Annotated in this window: 16 protein-coding genes and 1 pseudogene; 8 read left to right on the top strand and 9 right to left on the bottom strand. The window is 65.1% G+C overall.

Annotated features, from left to right (window positions below; genetic code table 11):
- The 4 genes and pseudogenes from AC1DKQ_RS04860 to AC1DKQ_RS04845 form a co-directional block, all read right to left on the bottom strand.
- Positions 1 to 390: pseudogene (locus AC1DKQ_RS04860) on the bottom strand (sugar phosphate isomerase/epimerase); the annotation flags it as partial.
- Between the two features lie 137 nt (positions 391 to 527).
- A complete protein-coding gene (locus AC1DKQ_RS04855; protein ID WP_476918362.1) occupies positions 528 to 1,502 on the bottom strand; it encodes a hypothetical protein in 975 nt (324 codons plus the stop codon).
- 572 nt (positions 1,503 to 2,074) lie between these two features.
- Positions 2,075 to 2,485, bottom strand: a complete 411-nt coding sequence (locus tag AC1DKQ_RS04850; RefSeq protein WP_476918361.1) for a hypothetical protein — start codon at positions 2,483 to 2,485, stop codon at positions 2,075 to 2,077.
- 243 nt (positions 2,486 to 2,728) lie between these two features.
- Positions 2,729 to 3,631 carry a C2 family cysteine protease gene (locus tag AC1DKQ_RS04845; protein WP_476918360.1) on the bottom strand — a complete coding sequence of 301 codons (903 nt, stop codon included), beginning with the start codon at positions 3,629 to 3,631 and terminating at the stop codon, positions 2,729 to 2,731.
- Between the two features lie 445 nt (positions 3,632 to 4,076).
- Here AC1DKQ_RS04845 and AC1DKQ_RS04840 point away from each other — a divergent pair, with 445 nt between their 5' ends.
- The 5 genes from AC1DKQ_RS04840 to AC1DKQ_RS04820 all read left to right on the top strand — a co-directional run bounded on the left by AC1DKQ_RS04840 (position 4,077) and on the right by AC1DKQ_RS04820 (position 8,078).
- A complete protein-coding gene (locus AC1DKQ_RS04840) occupies positions 4,077 to 4,379 on the top strand; it encodes a DUF4193 domain-containing protein (RefSeq protein ID WP_377986394.1) in 303 nt (100 codons plus the stop codon).
- A 47-nt stretch (positions 4,380 to 4,426) separates the two neighbouring features.
- A complete protein-coding gene (locus tag AC1DKQ_RS04835) occupies positions 4,427 to 4,864 on the top strand; it encodes a DUF5956 family protein (protein WP_476883426.1) in 438 nt (145 codons plus the stop codon).
- Positions 4,865 to 5,366: 502 nt separating this feature from the next.
- Positions 5,367 to 6,164 (top strand): MBL fold metallo-hydrolase, encoded by a 798-nt coding sequence (locus AC1DKQ_RS04830; RefSeq protein ID WP_476883425.1) that lies wholly within the window; start codon positions 5,367 to 5,369, stop codon positions 6,162 to 6,164.
- 224 nt (positions 6,165 to 6,388) lie between these two features.
- Positions 6,389 to 6,739: a hypothetical protein gene (locus AC1DKQ_RS04825; RefSeq protein ID WP_476883424.1), complete on the top strand. Its 351-nt coding sequence runs from the start codon at positions 6,389 to 6,391 to the stop codon at positions 6,737 to 6,739.
- Positions 6,740 to 7,406: 667 nt separating this feature from the next.
- Positions 7,407 to 8,078 (top strand): DNA alkylation repair protein, encoded by a 672-nt coding sequence (locus tag AC1DKQ_RS04820; RefSeq protein ID WP_476883423.1) that lies wholly within the window; start codon positions 7,407 to 7,409, stop codon positions 8,076 to 8,078.
- A 49-nt stretch (positions 8,079 to 8,127) separates the two neighbouring features.
- On the opposite strand, the gene AC1DKQ_RS04815 is transcribed toward AC1DKQ_RS04820, so the two are convergent.
- The 3 genes from AC1DKQ_RS04815 to AC1DKQ_RS04805 all read right to left on the bottom strand — a co-directional run bounded on the left by AC1DKQ_RS04815 (position 8,128) and on the right by AC1DKQ_RS04805 (position 12,315).
- Positions 8,128 to 8,505 (bottom strand): hypothetical protein, encoded by a 378-nt coding sequence (locus AC1DKQ_RS04815; protein ID WP_476918359.1) that lies wholly within the window; start codon positions 8,503 to 8,505, stop codon positions 8,128 to 8,130.
- 371 nt (positions 8,506 to 8,876) lie between these two features.
- Positions 8,877 to 10,883, bottom strand: coding sequence for a vWA domain-containing protein (locus AC1DKQ_RS04810; protein ID WP_476883421.1), 2,007 nt, complete (start codon positions 10,881 to 10,883; stop codon positions 8,877 to 8,879).
- A 43-nt stretch (positions 10,884 to 10,926) separates the two neighbouring features.
- Positions 10,927 to 12,315, bottom strand: coding sequence for a sigma 54-interacting transcriptional regulator (locus tag AC1DKQ_RS04805; RefSeq protein ID WP_476918358.1), 1,389 nt, complete (start codon positions 12,313 to 12,315; stop codon positions 10,927 to 10,929).
- Between the two features lie 91 nt (positions 12,316 to 12,406).
- On the opposite strand from AC1DKQ_RS04805, the gene AC1DKQ_RS04800 reads away from it, so the two are divergent.
- Both AC1DKQ_RS04800 and AC1DKQ_RS04795 read left to right on the top strand, forming a co-directional pair.
- A complete protein-coding gene (locus AC1DKQ_RS04800; RefSeq protein ID WP_476883419.1) occupies positions 12,407 to 13,057 on the top strand; it encodes an MSMEG_4193 family putative phosphomutase in 651 nt (216 codons plus the stop codon).
- Positions 13,058 to 13,070: 13 nt separating this feature from the next.
- On the top strand, positions 13,071 to 13,772 hold the full coding sequence (locus tag AC1DKQ_RS04795) for an SCO1664 family protein (protein ID WP_476883418.1): 702 nt from the start codon (positions 13,071 to 13,073) through the stop codon (positions 13,770 to 13,772).
- A 132-nt stretch (positions 13,773 to 13,904) separates the two neighbouring features.
- Here AC1DKQ_RS04795 and AC1DKQ_RS04790 read toward each other — a convergent pair whose 3' ends face one another.
- Together AC1DKQ_RS04790 and AC1DKQ_RS04785 are read right to left on the bottom strand one after the other, a co-directional pair.
- Positions 13,905 to 15,191 carry an FAD-dependent oxidoreductase gene (locus tag AC1DKQ_RS04790; protein WP_476883417.1) on the bottom strand — a complete coding sequence of 429 codons (1,287 nt, stop codon included), beginning with the start codon at positions 15,189 to 15,191 and terminating at the stop codon, positions 13,905 to 13,907.
- Positions 15,184 to 16,551 (bottom strand): MFS transporter, encoded by a 1,368-nt coding sequence (locus tag AC1DKQ_RS04785; protein WP_476883416.1) that lies wholly within the window; start codon positions 16,549 to 16,551, stop codon positions 15,184 to 15,186. The genes AC1DKQ_RS04790 and AC1DKQ_RS04785 overlap by 8 nt, the downstream gene beginning before the upstream one ends.
- 48 nt (positions 16,552 to 16,599) lie before the next feature.
- Here AC1DKQ_RS04785 and AC1DKQ_RS04780 point away from each other — a divergent pair, with 48 nt between their 5' ends.
- Positions 16,600 to 17,421 (top strand): IclR family transcriptional regulator, encoded by an 822-nt coding sequence (locus AC1DKQ_RS04780; RefSeq protein ID WP_476883415.1) that lies wholly within the window; start codon positions 16,600 to 16,602, stop codon positions 17,419 to 17,421.
- Positions 17,422 to 17,501: the final 80 nt, after the last annotated feature.

Raw genomic sequence — 17,501 nt, 5'->3', positions numbered from 1 at the left:
CTCGGCGGTGATGGCCTGGTGCAGCCCGAAGGAGACCACCTCACAGCCGAGCTCTGCGGCGGCGTCGATGGTGCGGTGGCTGTAGGCCAGGTTCGCCTCCCAGTTCCCTTCCTCGATCACGCTGCGGCGGATGGCGGAGATGACGGGGACGCCGATGCCCACGGTCTCCGCGGTCTGCTTGAACTCGGCAAGCCGGGCCGGGCTCAGGTCGCCGGGGCGGACCCAGCTGTCCGTGAGGTCGGCGTCGGCGAAGCCGGCGTCCCTGACCTCGGTGAAGACCCCGGCCCAGGCGGAGGCGTCGGCGTCGTTGACGTGCTTACCCTGCGCGTCGGTTCCCGGGAACTGCAGGAGCGCTGCGGTGATGGGCCAGTTCTCAGCGGTGTAAGAGATGGTGTTCACTCCTTCGTGAATCCCTGTTTCCCATAGGAACTGCACTGGACAGAACGTTGTCAACGACACACTGACAGTCTTGGGGACACTCAAAAACCTATCGGGTTATCGCCACCCGAATCAATGCCTTGGTTTGATCATTGACCTCCGGAACCCTCCGTTGTCAGTTCGGCACGGGGTGTCTTTGCGTAGTCGGTCTTGCCTAGCTGGTAGGCATGCTGTTCGAGGGCCAGTGCTTTCTGGTTGATGTTCTTCAACCCGGCGTCGGACAGCTGTTCCGCCTTCACGAGGTTCAAGGTTTCCTGGTCAGCGCCACCCACGGCCGTCACTTGAACCAGCCCTGTGCCGGCCGAATAGAACTTCCTCTGGTGGCCAGCGTCCGGTTCCGGCGGATTGCGTTCATCGATTACCAGGACGTCCTCGTAGCACGCGGTGGGAACACACACCCGCTTATGCTCTTCAAGCACGTCTCCGCAGTCCAGGAAGCCCACTGCGGGCGCGTGAGCCTGCGGATAGGCCGGCGTGCCAGTCTGAGGCTGGGCTGGCATCGCGATCCCTGCCTCGGCTCCGGCGATGCCGCTTATGAAGGTCTTCGACGCGCCAACAAATTTGCCGCCTTCGAACTCCTCCGGGTACTCCCCGAAGAGCCAGACCGCGCCATCCTTTGACTGGGCCAGCATGGCCAATTCGGATTCCACCAACTCACCATCAGAGATGTCTTGGTCCCACATCACCTGGGTTTTGACTCCGTGGATGACTTTGGTCAGCCCGGTCACGGAGTGGACCACTGTGCGCTGGGTGGAGCCTTCGGCGTTCGTGACCTTTCCCGTCGTCGTGTACTGCATGCCGGGCGTCAGCGGGAACCACTTGTTGTCGATCTTCGGCGACTCGGGGAAGGCGGCCGGGTCGAAGTTGAGGGCCGATCCTGGTCCGCAGAGGTCGGGGCCCGTCGGAGTCGGGGAAGCTGTAGGGGACGGAGTCTCCGACGCAGCCGTCGGCGATGTTGGGTCGGTGGAGCCTGAGGATGTGAACGGCAGTGGGGCCGCGTTTTGCCCGGAACACGAAACGACCGTGAATGTTGCGACGAACAGGATGAGAGCGGAACCCAGCATTGGTCGACGCTCGTGTGGCTGGGACATTTCGGTGGCCTTCGCTTTCGGAATTCCAGGAGATCCAGAGGCCCGACTGCGCCACCAGCCCCCGACTGGAAGTGCGTTCAGGCTTACGCTGACGGACCGCGTTCAGAGAAGCGGGAGAAGGGTGCCCGCCAGGCGCGGATTCGGTCTCTCGGTGCGATCCACCGAGGGAAGATCGCCCCCTCTCCGTCGCTTGAGACCACTGCCGATTCCGAACTTGCTTAGCAGGAATGATGGTCCTGTTCCGGCCATTTGAGAAGGGCCTAGTAGCCGGACGAGGAATGGATGTCTTGCCTCGCCGCGATTGCGGCGCAGGAGAATTTACGGTGCGGGACCGCTGATCGTCCATCACGGCACACGGGCTCTCGCAAGTGGGCTGCCAGCCTGAAAGCTTGACAAATTGGACGCGTGGTCGGAGCAGCGAACCGGAGCAGGAACGCCTCCTGGAAGCGGTGCGGACTTTTCTGCAGCTCGGGAGCCTCGTGGCAAGAAACAAGCACTTCAGCTACGGGGGCTGCCCACAGATTGTGACCCGGAGGTGTACGGCGTTATCCTGCCAGGGCTTCCGGGGGGAGCGCCGACGAGCCCGATTGCGGTTGGTGCTCTGGTGCGTTCCTTCTCATCGCGGCTGCAGTTGCATCGTGGTGGGGCTCACTCACCGCCGGGCCTAACGCGGCACGGATACTCCTGGCGGCTTCCCGGTACCCGTCACCGAGACCGGCAGCCCTGATCGCGTGATTCGTGCCAGCGCCTCCAAACTGCTCTTCGATCCGCTCGCCCCGCTCGGCGAAGCCGGATGCCAGGGCGGCCACTTTCTCGAGGCTGGCTAGTTGTTCCCGAACTAAGGAGAGCAGATAGCGCCGGTCCCGGACGGTCTGGTCGATGACCCCCTCCGCGCGTTCGTCCTCGTCCGCGGCGAGCCGCGCTTGGATGGCGGACAGTTCCTCCGAGGCACTCATTTGCTCCTCCTCTATGAAGATCTTGCCAACAGAGTAGTCCCAATGCGGACGAATGGAACCGGCGCTGTGCGTCTTCCTGCCGGCAGCGGCACAGGACGAAAACGTGACCAGGCCCGCGGCCCTCGATACCCACGAGCCGCCGGCAGCACACCCGGCTGGAAGGGTCCGCAGGGGACTAGATGAGCGGCTCTGGCCCGCGATGAATAGCGGACCAGCCGGGGGTGAGGGCTCGGCAGGGCGCCGTCATTCGTTCACCAGTCCCTTGCTAGGCAAAGCCGGTATCGCGATGTACTGGTTGATATTCGTGGACTGGAAGGTCTCAAACGACAGCGTCTTTTGGCCACCCTCCGGATCTCCCACCACGACGGTTTGGTCGGAAGAATCCACGCCCAGCAACGCGTACGAGTGGTCGGACACCAGCTTGCCGTCGGAGTTGGACGTCCCAAGGGTAATCAGGCCGCTGGCAAAATCTTCCGCGATCTGCGCGAAACTCACCTCAGTCATGGGGCCGCCTGGGTTGCGGTCGACGCCCGCCTCGCCGGTGATGGCATAGAGGCCATTATGCACGTCGTGGTCCTGAGCGTTGCTGAGGTCGGTGCCGTCGATGCCCTTATAGCTGTTGCCGTTCGCCACCGCCCAACCTTTCTCGATAATCGCCGCCCAAGAAACGTTTTTGCCATCAATATTTTCGATGCCATTTTCGAAGGGTTTGTCGCGGCGGAACGGAAGATCACCATTGACCGTCACCGTCACCGGGTTGGGTACGCCGTCGTACTTGCTGTGGAAGGAAATCGTGTAGGTGCCATTGCCGTTATCGTGAACCATGTTCAAAATGGTCTCAGGCGATCGTGCGGCCACTGTCATCAAGGCCGCCAGGAAATAGCAATCGCCCGCGTCGCCCTGCTTGATATTCGTCAGGTCGCCGGAGATATTCGGCTTACCGGCGCTATCCAGCGCAAACAGAACTTGATTCGGGACTTTCTGGTAAGCAGCGCGCCCAGACACCGTCGGATTGTTCCCAGAAGGCCCGGACGCTCCCGGAAGCGGCGCAACGGGCGACCGGGAAATGAAAATATACGCAATTCCAAGAATTACGATCACGGCAATCAACGAGTAAGTGACGATGGCGCGAAATTTGGCCGACATGGATACTGGACGTTGCATATTGCTGCCCCCCGTTCTGCGGGTTCATGCCCGGGCGGCGACGCCGCGGCAAAGTCCGACAGCATCCTCGCCGTCGGTCTCCATTTACTTGATTAATTCACCAAGTGAGCAACAGCTTGCCGCAGGCAACCAATCCCGCGCAAGGACCCGCGGCGGATTCACAGGCAAAACAAAGGAAGTCACAGCTAAGGGGGCCTCGCATGGCACCACGAGCTATTACAGGCTGTCAGCCCCGCGTGATGGCTGCTCCGGGACATGACCGGGGGCGTTTCCGCTGGTCCAGAGGCCATGGCCGCGGACCGATTTCAAGGCCGTCAGAAGCCGCCTGACACATAGTGGCGAGCGGGGAATACGGGCGCCCTCGTGTGTGTTGGACTGGAGTCAGACATGATCGTCCGGCAACATCAGAGAAGAGAGAATCACCGAAGTGGCAACCGATTACGACGAAGTCCGTTCCGACGTCAAGGAATCACAGGACAGGTCTCTGGAGGCGCTGCAATCCGCGAACGCCCCCGATGCCCGCAGCGTCGTCCGCGAGCTGGACGAATCCGACGCGCTGGATGACGCCATCACCCCCGGCGGAGAGTTCGTCGCCGAGGAACTGATCGTTCAGGTCATTCCACAGGCCGAGGACGAGTTCACCTGCTCCTCCTGTTTTTTGGTCCGGCACCGGTCCCAGCTGGCGCGCGAAAGCAATGGCCATTCGTACTGCATCGAGTGCGAAGGCTAAAGCGCTCCTTCAGGGCGCACCCGCAGCCCAGCCGATACGGAGCAACCATGTGGAGCGAGGTACAGGAAGCTGAGCCCTCAGCTTCCTGGGTGGAGTTGCCCGAGAATGGCTGGGGAGCGCTAATGGGGTGGGCAGCAGGCAGGGAAAACCTGTGCCGCCACCCGTCCTCGGACGCGGACAAGGTGGTTACCGGCTACGCCGAGCACGCTGGCGTCCGGCACGATTTCGAAGTTCCGTTCACAGCCGGTGACCGTCAAGGCGTCGATGACGACATCGATTCCTATCTCCGGGACGCCGACGTCCCGCCGCGGCCCAGGGGATATGTCTGGTTGATCCGTGTTCCGGATGGGCGTGCATCACCTGAGGACTTTTTAGCCGACGTCGACACGGCAATCCTTCGAGCGGCAGGCGCCGTCACGCATCCAAAGCGCCTGCGGCCGATATTCGCTGCCGTTCTCCGCGACTTCTACGCCCAGAGCCGATGAGCGGCACGACGCCTGGGGACCCCGTTGAGGCGCGCATCTTCGAGGACCGGCAGGACCTGTTGCTGCTCGAGGCCGCCGCGTTCGAAAACGGTGGCAATCTTGCGTTACGAGATCAAGAAAATAGCTACAAAAGACTGACCCGGCCGGGGGAGCGGCGCCCCAGGAAGGCTAGGAGAGGGCCGCTTGGTTGGAGTCCTAAGCAGGATGCGCAGGCTTTTTAATCGGCTCCGAAGCCCTTCGGCGGTGTGGAAATCGATTCATGTGGCGCCCGGCGGATCGTGACCGGTAACTTCTCGCCGCTACTTGCGTCACCGCAGGTCACCTTGGGAGTATTCTCCGCATGACGAATGCCTCTGCAGCTCCGGTTTTCCGTTGACCGTGTGAGTGTCGCGATGGGTGACCATGTCAGATCGGACAAGCGTGAGAGCGGCGTCGATGCAGGAACCTCGCTCAGTGTCATGACGCACCGCTACGCTATCGGCGATGTAAGGGGGCCCAGCGCATGCTGACGCAGGTCGCGGAAGGTGTACTGATCCACGTGAGCGAGTTCTGCCAAAGCAACGCCGTTCTCGTGCAGGGCGGGACTGGCGTGCTGCTTATCGACGCCGGAGTGCACGAGGATGAAATGAGCTGTCTCGTGAGCGACCTGTCGGAATTGGGGCAGACCGTAGTGGCAGGCTTCTCGACGCATCCGCATTGGGATCACCTCCTCTGGCACGCCGGGCTCGGCACGGCGCCCCGTTACGGCACCGCGCGCTGCGCAGCGACCGCCCGGGATCGGCTGTCGGGCGGGGTGGATGCAGTCGCAAAGGCCGCCGGCATCCCCGAGGAGGTCTCCCTGGATCTGCTCGGGCTCATCACAGGCCTGCCTGCCGAGACGACGCAGATTCCATGGGATGGCCCGGGGGTCCGAATCATGGAGCATCAGGCGCACGCCCCGGGGCACGCGGCGCTGTTGATCGAGGCGCGCGGAGTCCTCGTCGCCGGCGACATGCTCTCCGATGTCCTGATTCCAATGCTCGACCTGAACGGCACCGGCGACACGATCGAGGAATACCTCACCTCGCTGCGGTTGCTCGAGGGCGTGGCGCGCGACGTCGATGTCGTAATCCCGGGCCACGGGTCCGTCGGCGGAGCTCACCAAGTGCGCGCACGGATCGACCGGGATCGGGTCTACGTGCACGCCTTGCGTGACGGCAAGGATCCCAGCGACCCGCGGATTGGCCCGTCGGCCAAGGCCGGCTGGGAATGGGTGAGCGAAGTGCACGCTGGGCAAGTGCAACGCCTCCTTCGGAATTAGTCCGCAACCAGAGCTTTGGGGTTTGCCCACCGTTCGGCACCTGGTAGCGGGCGGTGTTTCCTGAAGGTTTGCCTGACACTTCAAAGACCGAATGGGCCGGGGGAGCGGCGCCCCAGTGTCAGGCAGGCGTGGGTTGGGGCCGTGAGCATCCGCCGCCGACAACAGGCCGCCATGTGGACCCTGGCCATCGTGGCCTCCCTGGTACTCACAGCCACGGGATGGCCATGACGTTCTCACTCATCCACACGCCGGAGTCGTTTGCCAGGGAAGGTCCGGGCCATGCGCTGATCTTCGCCGGAGCTGTCGTCTCGGCGGCCGCAGCCGTCGGGGCGCGCCTGAGCGATCCGGGGCGGCCGGTGACCTTGGCCGTCGCGGGACCGGCCCTGCTGGTCGGCTGGCCGGATCTCGTCATGCCCGACCGCCTCATTCCGCAGCTCGGAGCCTTACTCGCTCTGCCCGCGGCGTTTGCGGGTCTGATAATCGGACTCGTAGCCGGACGACGCCCAGGTGGACTCAAGTACAAGATCGGATACCGGTCTGACGGTGGAGTGGAGCGCCGGGAACCCCTCCCGTAGCTCTTCACAAAGCTAGCTTTACATAATGTTGATTATCGGCGCTTTTATAATCAGTCGATAGGGGCGGATGTTCTGCCATCCGACTTTTGTTTTCTCCAAATTTCCCGTCAGTGCATCTGGACGATTACGCGCATCACCAAGGGCGCGCCTGCTCGTCTCCGCCGGACTGCCTACGCATGATGTGGGTATGACCGAAAAATCCCTGCGTGTCCTTTACTCGATCGGCCTGGGCATCGTATATCTCGGACACCAGCGGTTTTTTCCGCCCGGGCTGTCGAAGCCCGGGCAAGGGCACGGGCGGTGAACGGGACTGCCGGTTACGGCCGGGTGCCCATGCAGCCGCCGTATGCCCCGGTTCAGCAACCCCAGGGTCGGCCCTACCAGCCGCAACAGAACCAGCAGTGGCAGTACCCACAGCAGGGACAGTACGGCCAGCCGGGTCAGTACCCGCCCCAGCCGCAGCCGACGCATCAGCCGTACCCTACGTAACCGCCGGCCAGGAGACCCCGGACGGCGCTAACGCCCACCATTACAGAGGCCCGCCGACCATCATGGCCGCGGGCCTCTTTGGTTCCCTGCCGCTTCTTGACTGTGCGCCAGCTGGTCGCGTGGGTGGGCGCGTTTCCCCAGTAGGCTGAACCTCACAAGTGATGGAAACGAGGCAAAGATGGCCGAGACGATGGTGGCCGAGGTGATGGCCGAGCTGGCCGGGCTTGAGGACCCGAGGGCACGTGAGGTGAACGAGAAGCACGGTGACGATCACGGTGTGAACCTCAGCAAACTGCGCGCGGTCGCGAAGCGGCTGAAGACGCAGCAGGAGCTCGCCCGCCAGCTTTGGGAGACGGATGACACCGCGGGGAGACTATTGTCGATCCTGATCTGTCGCCCGAAGGCGTTCGGGCGTGACGAGTTGGACGTCATGTTGCGCAAGGCGCGCACCCCCAAAGTGCACGACTGGCTGGTGAACTACGTCGTGAAGAAGAACCCGCACTCCGAAGAACTTCGCGTGGCCTGGTCCGCGGACCCGGATCCGGTGGTCGCGAGTGCCGGCTGGGCCCTGACCACCGAACGCGTGGCGAAGAATCCCGAGGGCCTCGACCTCACCGGACTCCTGGACGTCATCGAGACGGAGATGAAAGACGCCCCGGACCGCCTGCAGTGGGCGATGAACCACTGCCTGGCCCAGATCGGGATCGAGCACGCCGAGCACCGCACCCGCGCAATGGACATTGGTGAGCGCCTGGCGGTGCTCAAGGACTACCCGACTCCCCCGAACTGCACGTCGCCGTTCGCGCCGATCTGGATCACCGAAATGGTTCGCCGACAACAGGGCAAGTAGGAACTTCTGAGCTCAGGCTCGTGCCGCTACTCCCCCAGAACCCGGCACCCTATGCGGACTGGCGTTCGTCCACTCCGAGGGCAGTCCGCGATTCATTGAGCAGGGCAGCAAGCCTGCCGTCCAAAGCCACCACCGTGCCGGAAAACTTCCGGTCACTCAGGTACCGCCCGAGCCTGTCGGAAGCCCGCGCCTTCACGGTCGTGCCGCCGCAGCGTTTTTCGAGCTGAACCGTTAGACCAACGGGGATGCTCCTGGGCGCCAGGAAGCCCAGAAGCCGGAATATGAAGCCCGATCCTGCCCTGATCTCCAGTCCATTCGGGAGATCCTTGACGCTGAACCGCAGCTCTGTGAAGTGGTCGGCCAGGACCTTCCTGGCCCGGGCTGCGCTTAGCGGAGTCGGAAACTCATCATTTCTGCTGTACTTCACCGGCGTCCTTTCCCATTGTCTCGATCTGTTGAGGGCCTGAACCTCCGCCGATTCTGAATCGGCGCAGCCCAAAGCGGTGGCCGATGTCCGCCTCCTGCATAGGAATCAAACCGCTCCCCTTGAGCCAGTCACCGCGAAAGCGGCAGCTGTCTGGGGCCGGAGGGCTCTCGGCCGATCAGCATGAGGCCCCAGACTTTGAAGTGAGTGATGGCGCTCACTTTACGGCCGGCATTTGTCCCGTGACTAGGGAAATGGCGTGACAATCTCGCCATTGGCCTTTGACATCTCAGTCACGTTTGGATGGCCTCGAAGCGGGACGCTTGAATGGTCGAATTCTAAAAATCTCCGCGTCCGTTCCCTCCGCTGGCCGCCTAGAAAGCCCAGTCGGCGTCGTCGTACGGGCGGCCGCGGAAGTGGGCGCGGAGGTACTCCCCCACAACGGCAGCCCCCAGATCCCCAGCCTCGGGCGCGACAACCCGGCCGTCGATTCGGCGGACCATGCGCTGGACGAACCGCTCGAGCCCTGGGTCATCGCCGAGCCGGAAAAACGTGGCTTGTGTACCGGCACGTCCGAGGCGGTCGAGCTCGGCGACAGTGACGCGGATGGTTTCCGTGTCGGGCGGCCAGGCGAACCACGTCTCGCCGTCGGCCAGCAAGTGCGCGGTGGGCTCGCCGTCGGTCACCACGAGGAGGACGGGCTGCATCGACGGGTGCTGGCGGAAGAATCGACCCGCCAGCAGCAAGCCATGGTGCAGATTCGTTCCCTGTTCCCGCAGTGCCGGCAGGGCCGTGAGCTCACCGATGTCCATGGCCTGGGCGTAGCGGCCGAACGTGATCAGCCGAAGCCGATCCCCGCGGAACCTGGTTGAGACGAGGTGGTGCAGAGCGAGGGCGGTTCGTTTCATTGGCACCCACCGGCCCTCGGCGGCCATCGAGAACGACACATCGACGAGCAGCGCAACGGCGGCCTGGGTGCGCGCCTCTGTCTCCGTCACCTCGATGTCGCCCACACCGAGGCGGACTCCGCGGCTCGGGTCACCGCCGTCGGCCATCGTCCGGCGGATCGCGTTTGTCATGGTGCGGGTGACGTCCCACGGCTCGGCGTCGCCGAACTCCCACTGACGGCTGGAGCCAGTCTGATCGCCGGCAGCCCCAGCGACGCGCGTGTCGCGGCCCCCTTGCCGGCCGGACAGCTGCTTGGCGGTGTCCCGCAACAGCGACCTGCCGAGCTGTCGCATGGCCTGCGGGGACAACTTGAGGTCGTTGTCGGCATCGCGCCGCAGGTAGCCGCCGTCCTGCATGGCCCGCTCGATCTCCCCGAGGGTGCGGGCCGTCACGGCGGCACTCTGCCCGAGTTGACGGGCGAGGGCATCCAGATCCAGGTCATCGAGGCTGGACCCGCTATAGGACTGGGATAGCTGTTCAGCCAGCTCGTCGAGTTCGGCGAGATCCTGGAGCACGCCAGTGCCGTCGCCTAGCCCGAGCCCTTCCTGGCCCTCGAAGCGTTCGGAGCCCGTCCAGTCCTCGCCGGGGCGCAAGGCGCGCAGGCTGGAGTCGAGTTGATCGAGCTGGGCCATGAGCTCGGGCGAACCGAACGCCTGGGCGGACAGGCGCATCAGCTCATCGCGCTGCTCCGGGGACATGGATTGCAGGAGCCGTTGGGCTGCGGCCGCGCGTTGGGCGAGGGCGTCGACCAGCTCCTCGACGGATTGTGGATTCTCTGGAAAGAAGTGGCCGTGCCGGGCCATGAACTCCTGGAAGTCCGCGTCGGTGTCTTCGCCGCGCCGGTGTTTTCCAAGCAGCTCGTTGAGATCGCGCAGCATCTCGCTCACTGCCGCGCGGTCCTCGTCGGTGGCGTCCTCGAGCGCTTGTTTCATGCCGGCGAACCTTTGGTCGAGGACCTCACGGCCCAGCAGGTCTTTGATGCGCTCATAGGCCTCCCTTGCGCTGCTTGACTGCCAGTCGTAGGAGGCGAGCTCGTTGACCGCCGCCGCCGTGGACGAGGGCAGGTTCTGCAGCTGCATCTCCCGTAATGCGCGGTCGGTATCGTCCATCGTGACGTCGCGGGCGAGCTGTTTGCGCTCCTCCAGCACGGCGGTGTCGAGAAGCTTCTGGACCTCGCTGAGGGTGCCGTCCAGCCGGTGGCGGCTCAGCAGTTCACTCCGGCGCTGTTGAACGCGGCCGGCGAGGGCGTCGAGCCCTTCATGGTTTCGGCCGCCGCGCCGCAGGTACTCCTGCAGGGCGTGCCGCGGTGAGTACCCGGCCATGACGTCGTCGGCGATCGCGTCGAGCGCCTCCGCCAGGTCCACCGGCGGGGCGAGCGGATCGGGTCCTCCCCGATACTGGCCGTACCTGGAGGAGCGGTGGTAGATAACCATGATGCCGCCTATCCCTGTCCCTATGTTCCAGCCGACGTCGTTCCTAGCCGTAGATCGTTTCCTCGTCGTCGGAGTCCTTGGAGATCCGCCGGGCGAGGTAGAGGCCCTCCAAGGCAAGTTCGATGGCGGCGGCGCGCTGCCCGTCGTTCTTGGCGGCCAGGCGCCCGCTGATCTCGTCGTAAAGGCCGGATCCGTCAAGAGACGGGAGGTTTTCGAGGAACTCCCGCGCGGTGACCTGTTCTCCTGTGGTTACGGTCCTGTGGCCGTCGAACGCCGCCACGAGTGGGCCGAGGTCCAGACCATGGAAGTGCGCCCGCGCCGTTTCAGCAGTAGCCAGGCGCAAGAGGTGATCGAGGACGGACTGTTCACGCCCTTCCTCCCCCGATTCGAACTCGATCTTGCCCGTGAGGACCTCGACCGCAGCCGCCAGATCGACGATGCGCGCGACTGCCTCGTCCTCACTGCGCATGCTGGCCCGGCGCAGGGCCGCCGCGGCGACGGTTTCGGCACCCGCGATGGCGAAGCGCGCCGAAACCCCGGAGGTCTGGTTGATGGCCGGGGATTGCCGCAGCGCGCAGGTGTAGCGGGCCAGGATCTCGAGGATGACGGGCGGGACGTCGGCCACCAGCCGCCCCTCCTGATGGATGACTGCGACCTCGTCATCCAGCTCTATGGGATAGTGCGTCCGGATCTCGGCGCCGAAGCGGTCCTTCAAGGGCGTGATGATCCTGCCGCGGTTGGTGTAGTCCTCCGGGTTGGCGGACGCGACGACGAGCACGTCCAGCGGCAGCCGCAGCACGTAGCCGCGGATCTGGATATCGCGTTCTTCCATCACGTTGAGCATGGAGACCTGGATCCGCTCGGCGAGGTCGGGCAGTTCATTGATGGCGATGATCCCGCGGTTGGATCGCGGCACGAGACCGTAGTGGATGGTTTCCGGGTCACCGAGCCGGCGGCCCTCGGCCACCCGCATGGGGTCGACGTCGCCAATGAGGTCGGCAACGGAGGTGTCCGGGGTAGCGAGCTTCTCGACGTAGCGTTCCGATCGATGGCGCCACGACACACGCAGCCGGTCACCTTCGGTGAGCACCCGGGCCCGGGACTGCTCCGTGATCGGCTCGTACGGGTGTTCGTTCAGTTCCGAGCCCTCGATGACCGGCGACCACTCGTCGAGCAACCCCGCCAGCGTGCGCAGAAGCCGTGTCTTGCCCTGTCCCCGCTCGCCGAGCAGCACGACGTCGTGGCCGGCGATCAACGCACGCTCGAGCTGGGGCAGGACGGTCCGGCCGAAGCCAAACATCCCAGGCCACGGATCACGGCCGGCGGTCAGGGCGGCGAGTAGGTTGCCGCGGACCTCGTGGCGCAGGTCCTTGTAGACATGGCCGGCTGAACGCAATTCGCCAACAGTGAAGATATTGGGACGATCACTCACCCCTCCACGGTAGTCCTCGAGCATGCGGCGAATCGAGGGAATTCCCCAATATTCCTGCACATGGGCCCGTGGAACGGCATACTGGATCCTGATGACTGCAGCATCACCCCCGGCATCGCAAACCACCCTCATTCTTCTGGTGCGCCACGGGCAGACTCCCACCACGGGCACGGTGCTGCCGGGTCGGGCCCCGGGACTGCACCTTTCCGACCGGGGCCGGGCCCAGGCTGAACGGGTCGCTGAACGGCTCGCGGTTCTCCCCGTCGATGCCATCTATTCCTCTCCGCTGGAGCGCACCCGCGAGACTGCAGAGCCCACGGCAGCCTGCACCGGGCTCGAGGTACATGAGAACGCCGGCCTCATCGAATGTGACTTCGGCGAGTGGACCGGAGCCGCGCTCGCCGAACTGGCGGGCCTGCCACAGTGGCAGACCGTGCAGCACACCCCGTCGGCCTTCCGCTTCCCGAACGGGGAGAGCTTCGCGCAGATGCAAGCTCGGATGGTCGGGACGCTGGAGGCACTGTGCGCCGCCCACGCCGGGGGCGTCGTCGTGTGTTTCTCCCACGCTGACCCGATCAAGGCCGCCGTCGCCCACGCCCTGGGCACCCATCTGGACCACTTCCAGCGGATCGTTATCAGCCCGGGCTCGGTCTCGGTCATCTCGTATGTGGAGGGTCAGGCGCCCGCCGTGCTGATGGTGAACGCGACCCTGGAACCGTTGAGTGGACTGAGGGAGCTGTGACAAGGGACGGACAGTGTCCGAACGGGAACTGACCCTGCTCGGTGAGGGCCGGATCGAACTGCGCGGACGCATCCCGCGCGGTAGCAACGCGGCGTTCCTCGTCCGCGTTTCGTGCGGGGACGATTGGGCGTACGCGGTCTACAAACCGGAGACCGGAGAGCGGCCGCTGCTGGACTTCGAACCCGGGCTCTACCGCCGGGAGCGCGCGGCGTATCTGCTGAGTGAACACCTGGAATGGGGAATCGTGCCGCCGACGGTTATCCGCGAGGACTCGCCCTTGGGGGTCGGCTCGCTCCAGTGGTTTATCGAGTGCGACGTCGGCGAGCACTATTTCACGCTGTATGCGGATTCACCCGAGACCCACCGCCGGCTGTTGCAGATCGCCCTGTTCGACTGCGTCGCCAACAACACTGACCGCAAGAGCGGGCACGTGCTCCGCGGCCATGACGGAAGGGTTTGGGGCATCGATCATGGACTGTGCTTCGCTGCGGGCTTCAAACTGCGCACGGTGATCTGGGACTTCGCCGGTGTTCCTATCCCCGGGACCTTTCTCGAGGACCTTGCCCCGCTCGCCGAGACGGTGCCGCACGACGTGGCGGAGCTTCTCGACAATGCGGAGGTCACCGCCCTGCGACGCCGGGTGCGGCGGTTGCTGCACGACGGCGTGCTGCCGTTTGACCGTACGGGCATGCGTTACCCGTGGCCGCTGGTCTAGGTGGGCGCCATCAGCGGAACGACGGTCATCTGCGGCGCTTAAGGCGCCTGAGGCATCTGCGGACCGGCCCGGCAGGGCTTCGGTCCGCAGGTGCCTATTGGTCGCCAATGAGGCGGCCGTCCCGTCCTTAGGTCAGGCGGGAATCCGTTCCGCCAGGCTGGAGTGGGCCGCGCGAGCTGCCGGGACGCCGTCGCCACTCTGGCCATACAGCCAGTCGTTGTACTGGAAGTCGTTGTCCTTCCGGCTCTTGAAGAGCAGGTTGCGCAAGATCCGGGCCAGTCCGGAGACGTGCCAGGATTCGCCCCAGATGCGGGCGGTGCGCTGGACCCGGGCTGTGCGGCCGGCGCGGACGTTGTTGAATTCCCTGATCGCGTCGTCCCAGCCTTCCGGCTTGACGCCGTCGGCGGTGAAGACAGTCCCGTGGCTGGCGTCCTGCAGCACGGCCGCATCTTCGAGGGCCTGGCAGGCTCCCTGGGCGAGGTACTGCAGCATCGGGTGCGCGGCGTCGCCCATCAGCACCATCCGGCCGGCCACCCAGTTTTCGATCGGATCGCGATCGTACATGGGCCAGCGCATGCTGGTGCCCAGGTTCTTCAGCGCTTCCTGGACGGCCGGAACGCAATCCTTGTACGCCGCCTCGAGCTCGTCCACTCCCCCGTACTGCTCTTCGCCGCGTTCGAACGAGGCCGACTTGAAGACGGCCACGGTGTTCAGCAGCTTGCCCTTGCGCAGCGGGTACTGCACCAGGTGGCAATCCGGTCCGAGGTAGACGATGACGTCCTCGAGGTCAGCCTTGGGCGTGTTTTCGGTGATCGGCACCGTGCCGCGGTAGGCGACGTAGGCCGAGGGGACCGGATGGTCGTTGGCGACCAGCGGGCGCAGGGTGGACTTGAGCCCGTCGGCGCCGATCACGACGTCGGCCTCGTAGTCCACACCGGCGGCGGTGTGGGCCACCCCCCGGCCGTTCACGGTCTCCACACTCTCGACCATAACGTCGTTGACCAGCTTCACGCCCGCCGCCTCACAGCCCTCGAGCAGGACCCGGTGCAGGTCGCTGCGGTGGATCACGACATATGGCGCACCGTAGCGTTCCTCGAATTCCCCGCCGAGGCTCTGGCGCGTGAGTTCCTCGCCGGTGACCGCGTCGCGGAACACCAGGTGCTTGGGCTGGACGCCGATCTCCAGGGCCTTTTCCAGCAGGCCCCAGCGCCTCAGGACGCGGGAGGCGTTTGGTGCCATCTGCAGCCCGGCGCCGACCTCGCCGAATTCGGGGGCGCGCTCCACCAGGGTGACGTTTGCGCCGTTTTCCCGCAGCGCGAGGGCTCCGGCCAGTCCGGCCATTCCCCCTCCGATGACGAGGACATCGGTGGACGAGCCGTCGGTGGACAGGAAACTGGTGGACGGGTCGTGCTCAGACATTGCTTGCTCCTGTTGGTGAGGATTGTGTTGTGGTTTTTGACGTGAGTTTGAGGCCGACGGCGGCCAGCAGGACCGCTGCGATGGCGGCTGCACTTGCGAAGGCGAGGAAATTGGAATTGACGCCGAGTCCGGCGGCCAGCAGGAGGCCGCCGATCTGGGGTGCGGCGACGGCTCCGATGCGGCCGGTCCCGAGCGCCCAGCCTAGGGCGGTCCCGCGCAGGTGCCCGGGATAGTGGCTGGCGACGGCGGCGATTATCAGGCACTGGGTGCCGTGGGTACCGACGCCGGCGAGGACCAGCATGAGATAGACGACGGTGACCGGCGGTCCCGTCACCAGGACCAGTAGTGCGGCGGCGGCGACGGCGGCCGCGGCGATCGCCGTCGGGATCGGACCGAAGCGGGTCCCGGCCCAGGCCGTGACGACCGACCCGGCTACCGCGCCCAGGTTGAGGGCCAGGGCGAAGGTCAGTGCGGACCCCAGGTTGTAGCCGGCCAACTGCATGAGGTTGGGCAGCCAGGTGCCCAGCCCGTACCAGGCGAAGAGGGTGGCGATCGTCGCCAGGGCGAACAGCAGGCTGATTCCCAGGTACGGGGCGCGGAGCAGGGATTTGAAGCCGATCTGCTCCTCGAGGTTACGTCCGCTGCCGGCTGCCTTGCCTGTAGCACTGCCTGCGGCGCTGTGTTTGTCCGACGTACCGCCGGGGGCGAGCGTCTCCGGAAGGTATTTCAGTCCGAGCGGCACCACGATCATCAGTGCGATTACGGCCACGAGGAACATGGACTCCCAGCCGAAGGCGGGGATCAGTTGGATGCCGACGACGGCGGCGATGGAGCCGCCGATGGGGACGCCGGACATCATCAGGGTGGCGATAGTGGAGCGCCATTTGGTGGGGACCAGTTCGGCGACGAGGGCGTTTGCCGAGGGCACCAGGCCGCCGAGTCCGATGCCCGCGAGGAGCCGCAGTCCCCCGAAGACGGCTGCGTTGGGGGCGAAGGCGCAGAGGATTGTGAAAATTGAGAAGACGATGGCGCAGCCGAGGATGGTGCGGCGGCGCCCCCAGGAGTCGGCCATCCGGCCGGCGAAGATCGCCCCGACCATCATGCCGACGAAGGCCATGGAACCGATGGTCCCGGCGGTGGCCTTGCTCAGGCCCCAGCCGGTGTCGGAGATCAGCGAGGACTGGACGGTGCCGTAGACGATCAGGTCGTAGCCGTCGAAGACCACCAATAACCAGCAGACGAGGACGGCCGCCGCCGATCCTTTGGAGAACCGTGAGGCAGGCCCGTCAGCGGTGGTGGGGGCGGGGACCCCCGGCGAGAATCGTTGCGGCACTGCAACGGCGGAAGGTGTGTGATTCATGCCACTACTGTCGTGGCCGCCGCAGGTGAACCACAATACAATTCTGATGTGCAGAACAACCGAACAGCCCGCTCGGCCCGCAAACCCGTGCAGAAGCGGCCCACCTATTCGATCGAGGCCGTCGACAACGCGTTGCAGCTCCTCCAGCTCCTCCGCGACGGCGGGGCGCTCCGGCTCAAGGACGCCGCCGAGGAGCTGGGCGTGGCGCCCTCCACCGCCCATCGCCTTTTGGCGATGCTGGTCTACCGGGGATTCGCCGTGCAGGATGAAACCCGCCGCTATGTCCCTGGCCCGGCAATGGGGGTCGGGCCGGCCGGGCTGAGCTGGACCAGGCTGCTCCGCTCGCTCGCCCAGCCGCACATGGAGCTGCTCTCGGCACAACTCAACGAGACGGTCAACCTGATGGTCCGGGTGGGCACGAAAGTGCGCTTCCTGGCGACGGTGGAGGGCAGCAACGTGCTGCGGGTTGGTGACCGGCAGGGGACGGTGATGCCCGCCAACAAGACGTCCGGAGGCAAGGCCATGCTCGCCGAACTAGAACCGCCGATGATCGACCAGCTCTTCCGCAGCAACAACGCCGAGATCGGCGGGGACACCATCCCGGACAACGAGTACCCGACCTTCCTGCGCGAGCTGGAGTCGATCCGGAGCAACGGCTTCGCGGCCAATTTCGAAGGCACCGAGGAGGGCGTGAGCGCTCTCGGCATGGCCCTGCATAATCGGCACGGGCAGGTGGTCGGCGCGCTCAGCGTCGCCACTCCCGCCACCCGCTTCCGCCGGGTGTTCGACGCCGGACTCGTTCCTGCCCTGCGGGAAACATGCCGGCAGCTGGAGATCGATATCGCGGCACACCCGGCCGAGCCGGACTGAGGTCCCTGACGGCCAGACCCAGGGAATTCTGACAAGCAGAATATGCTGGGGGTCACATGCCGGCAACCGTAGAGTCGAAC

The organism is Arthrobacter sp. 05L421, from assembly GCF_056397785.1.
The sequence above is the reverse complement of the archived record's forward strand: the minus strand, read 5'-3'. Positions and strand labels throughout refer to the sequence as shown.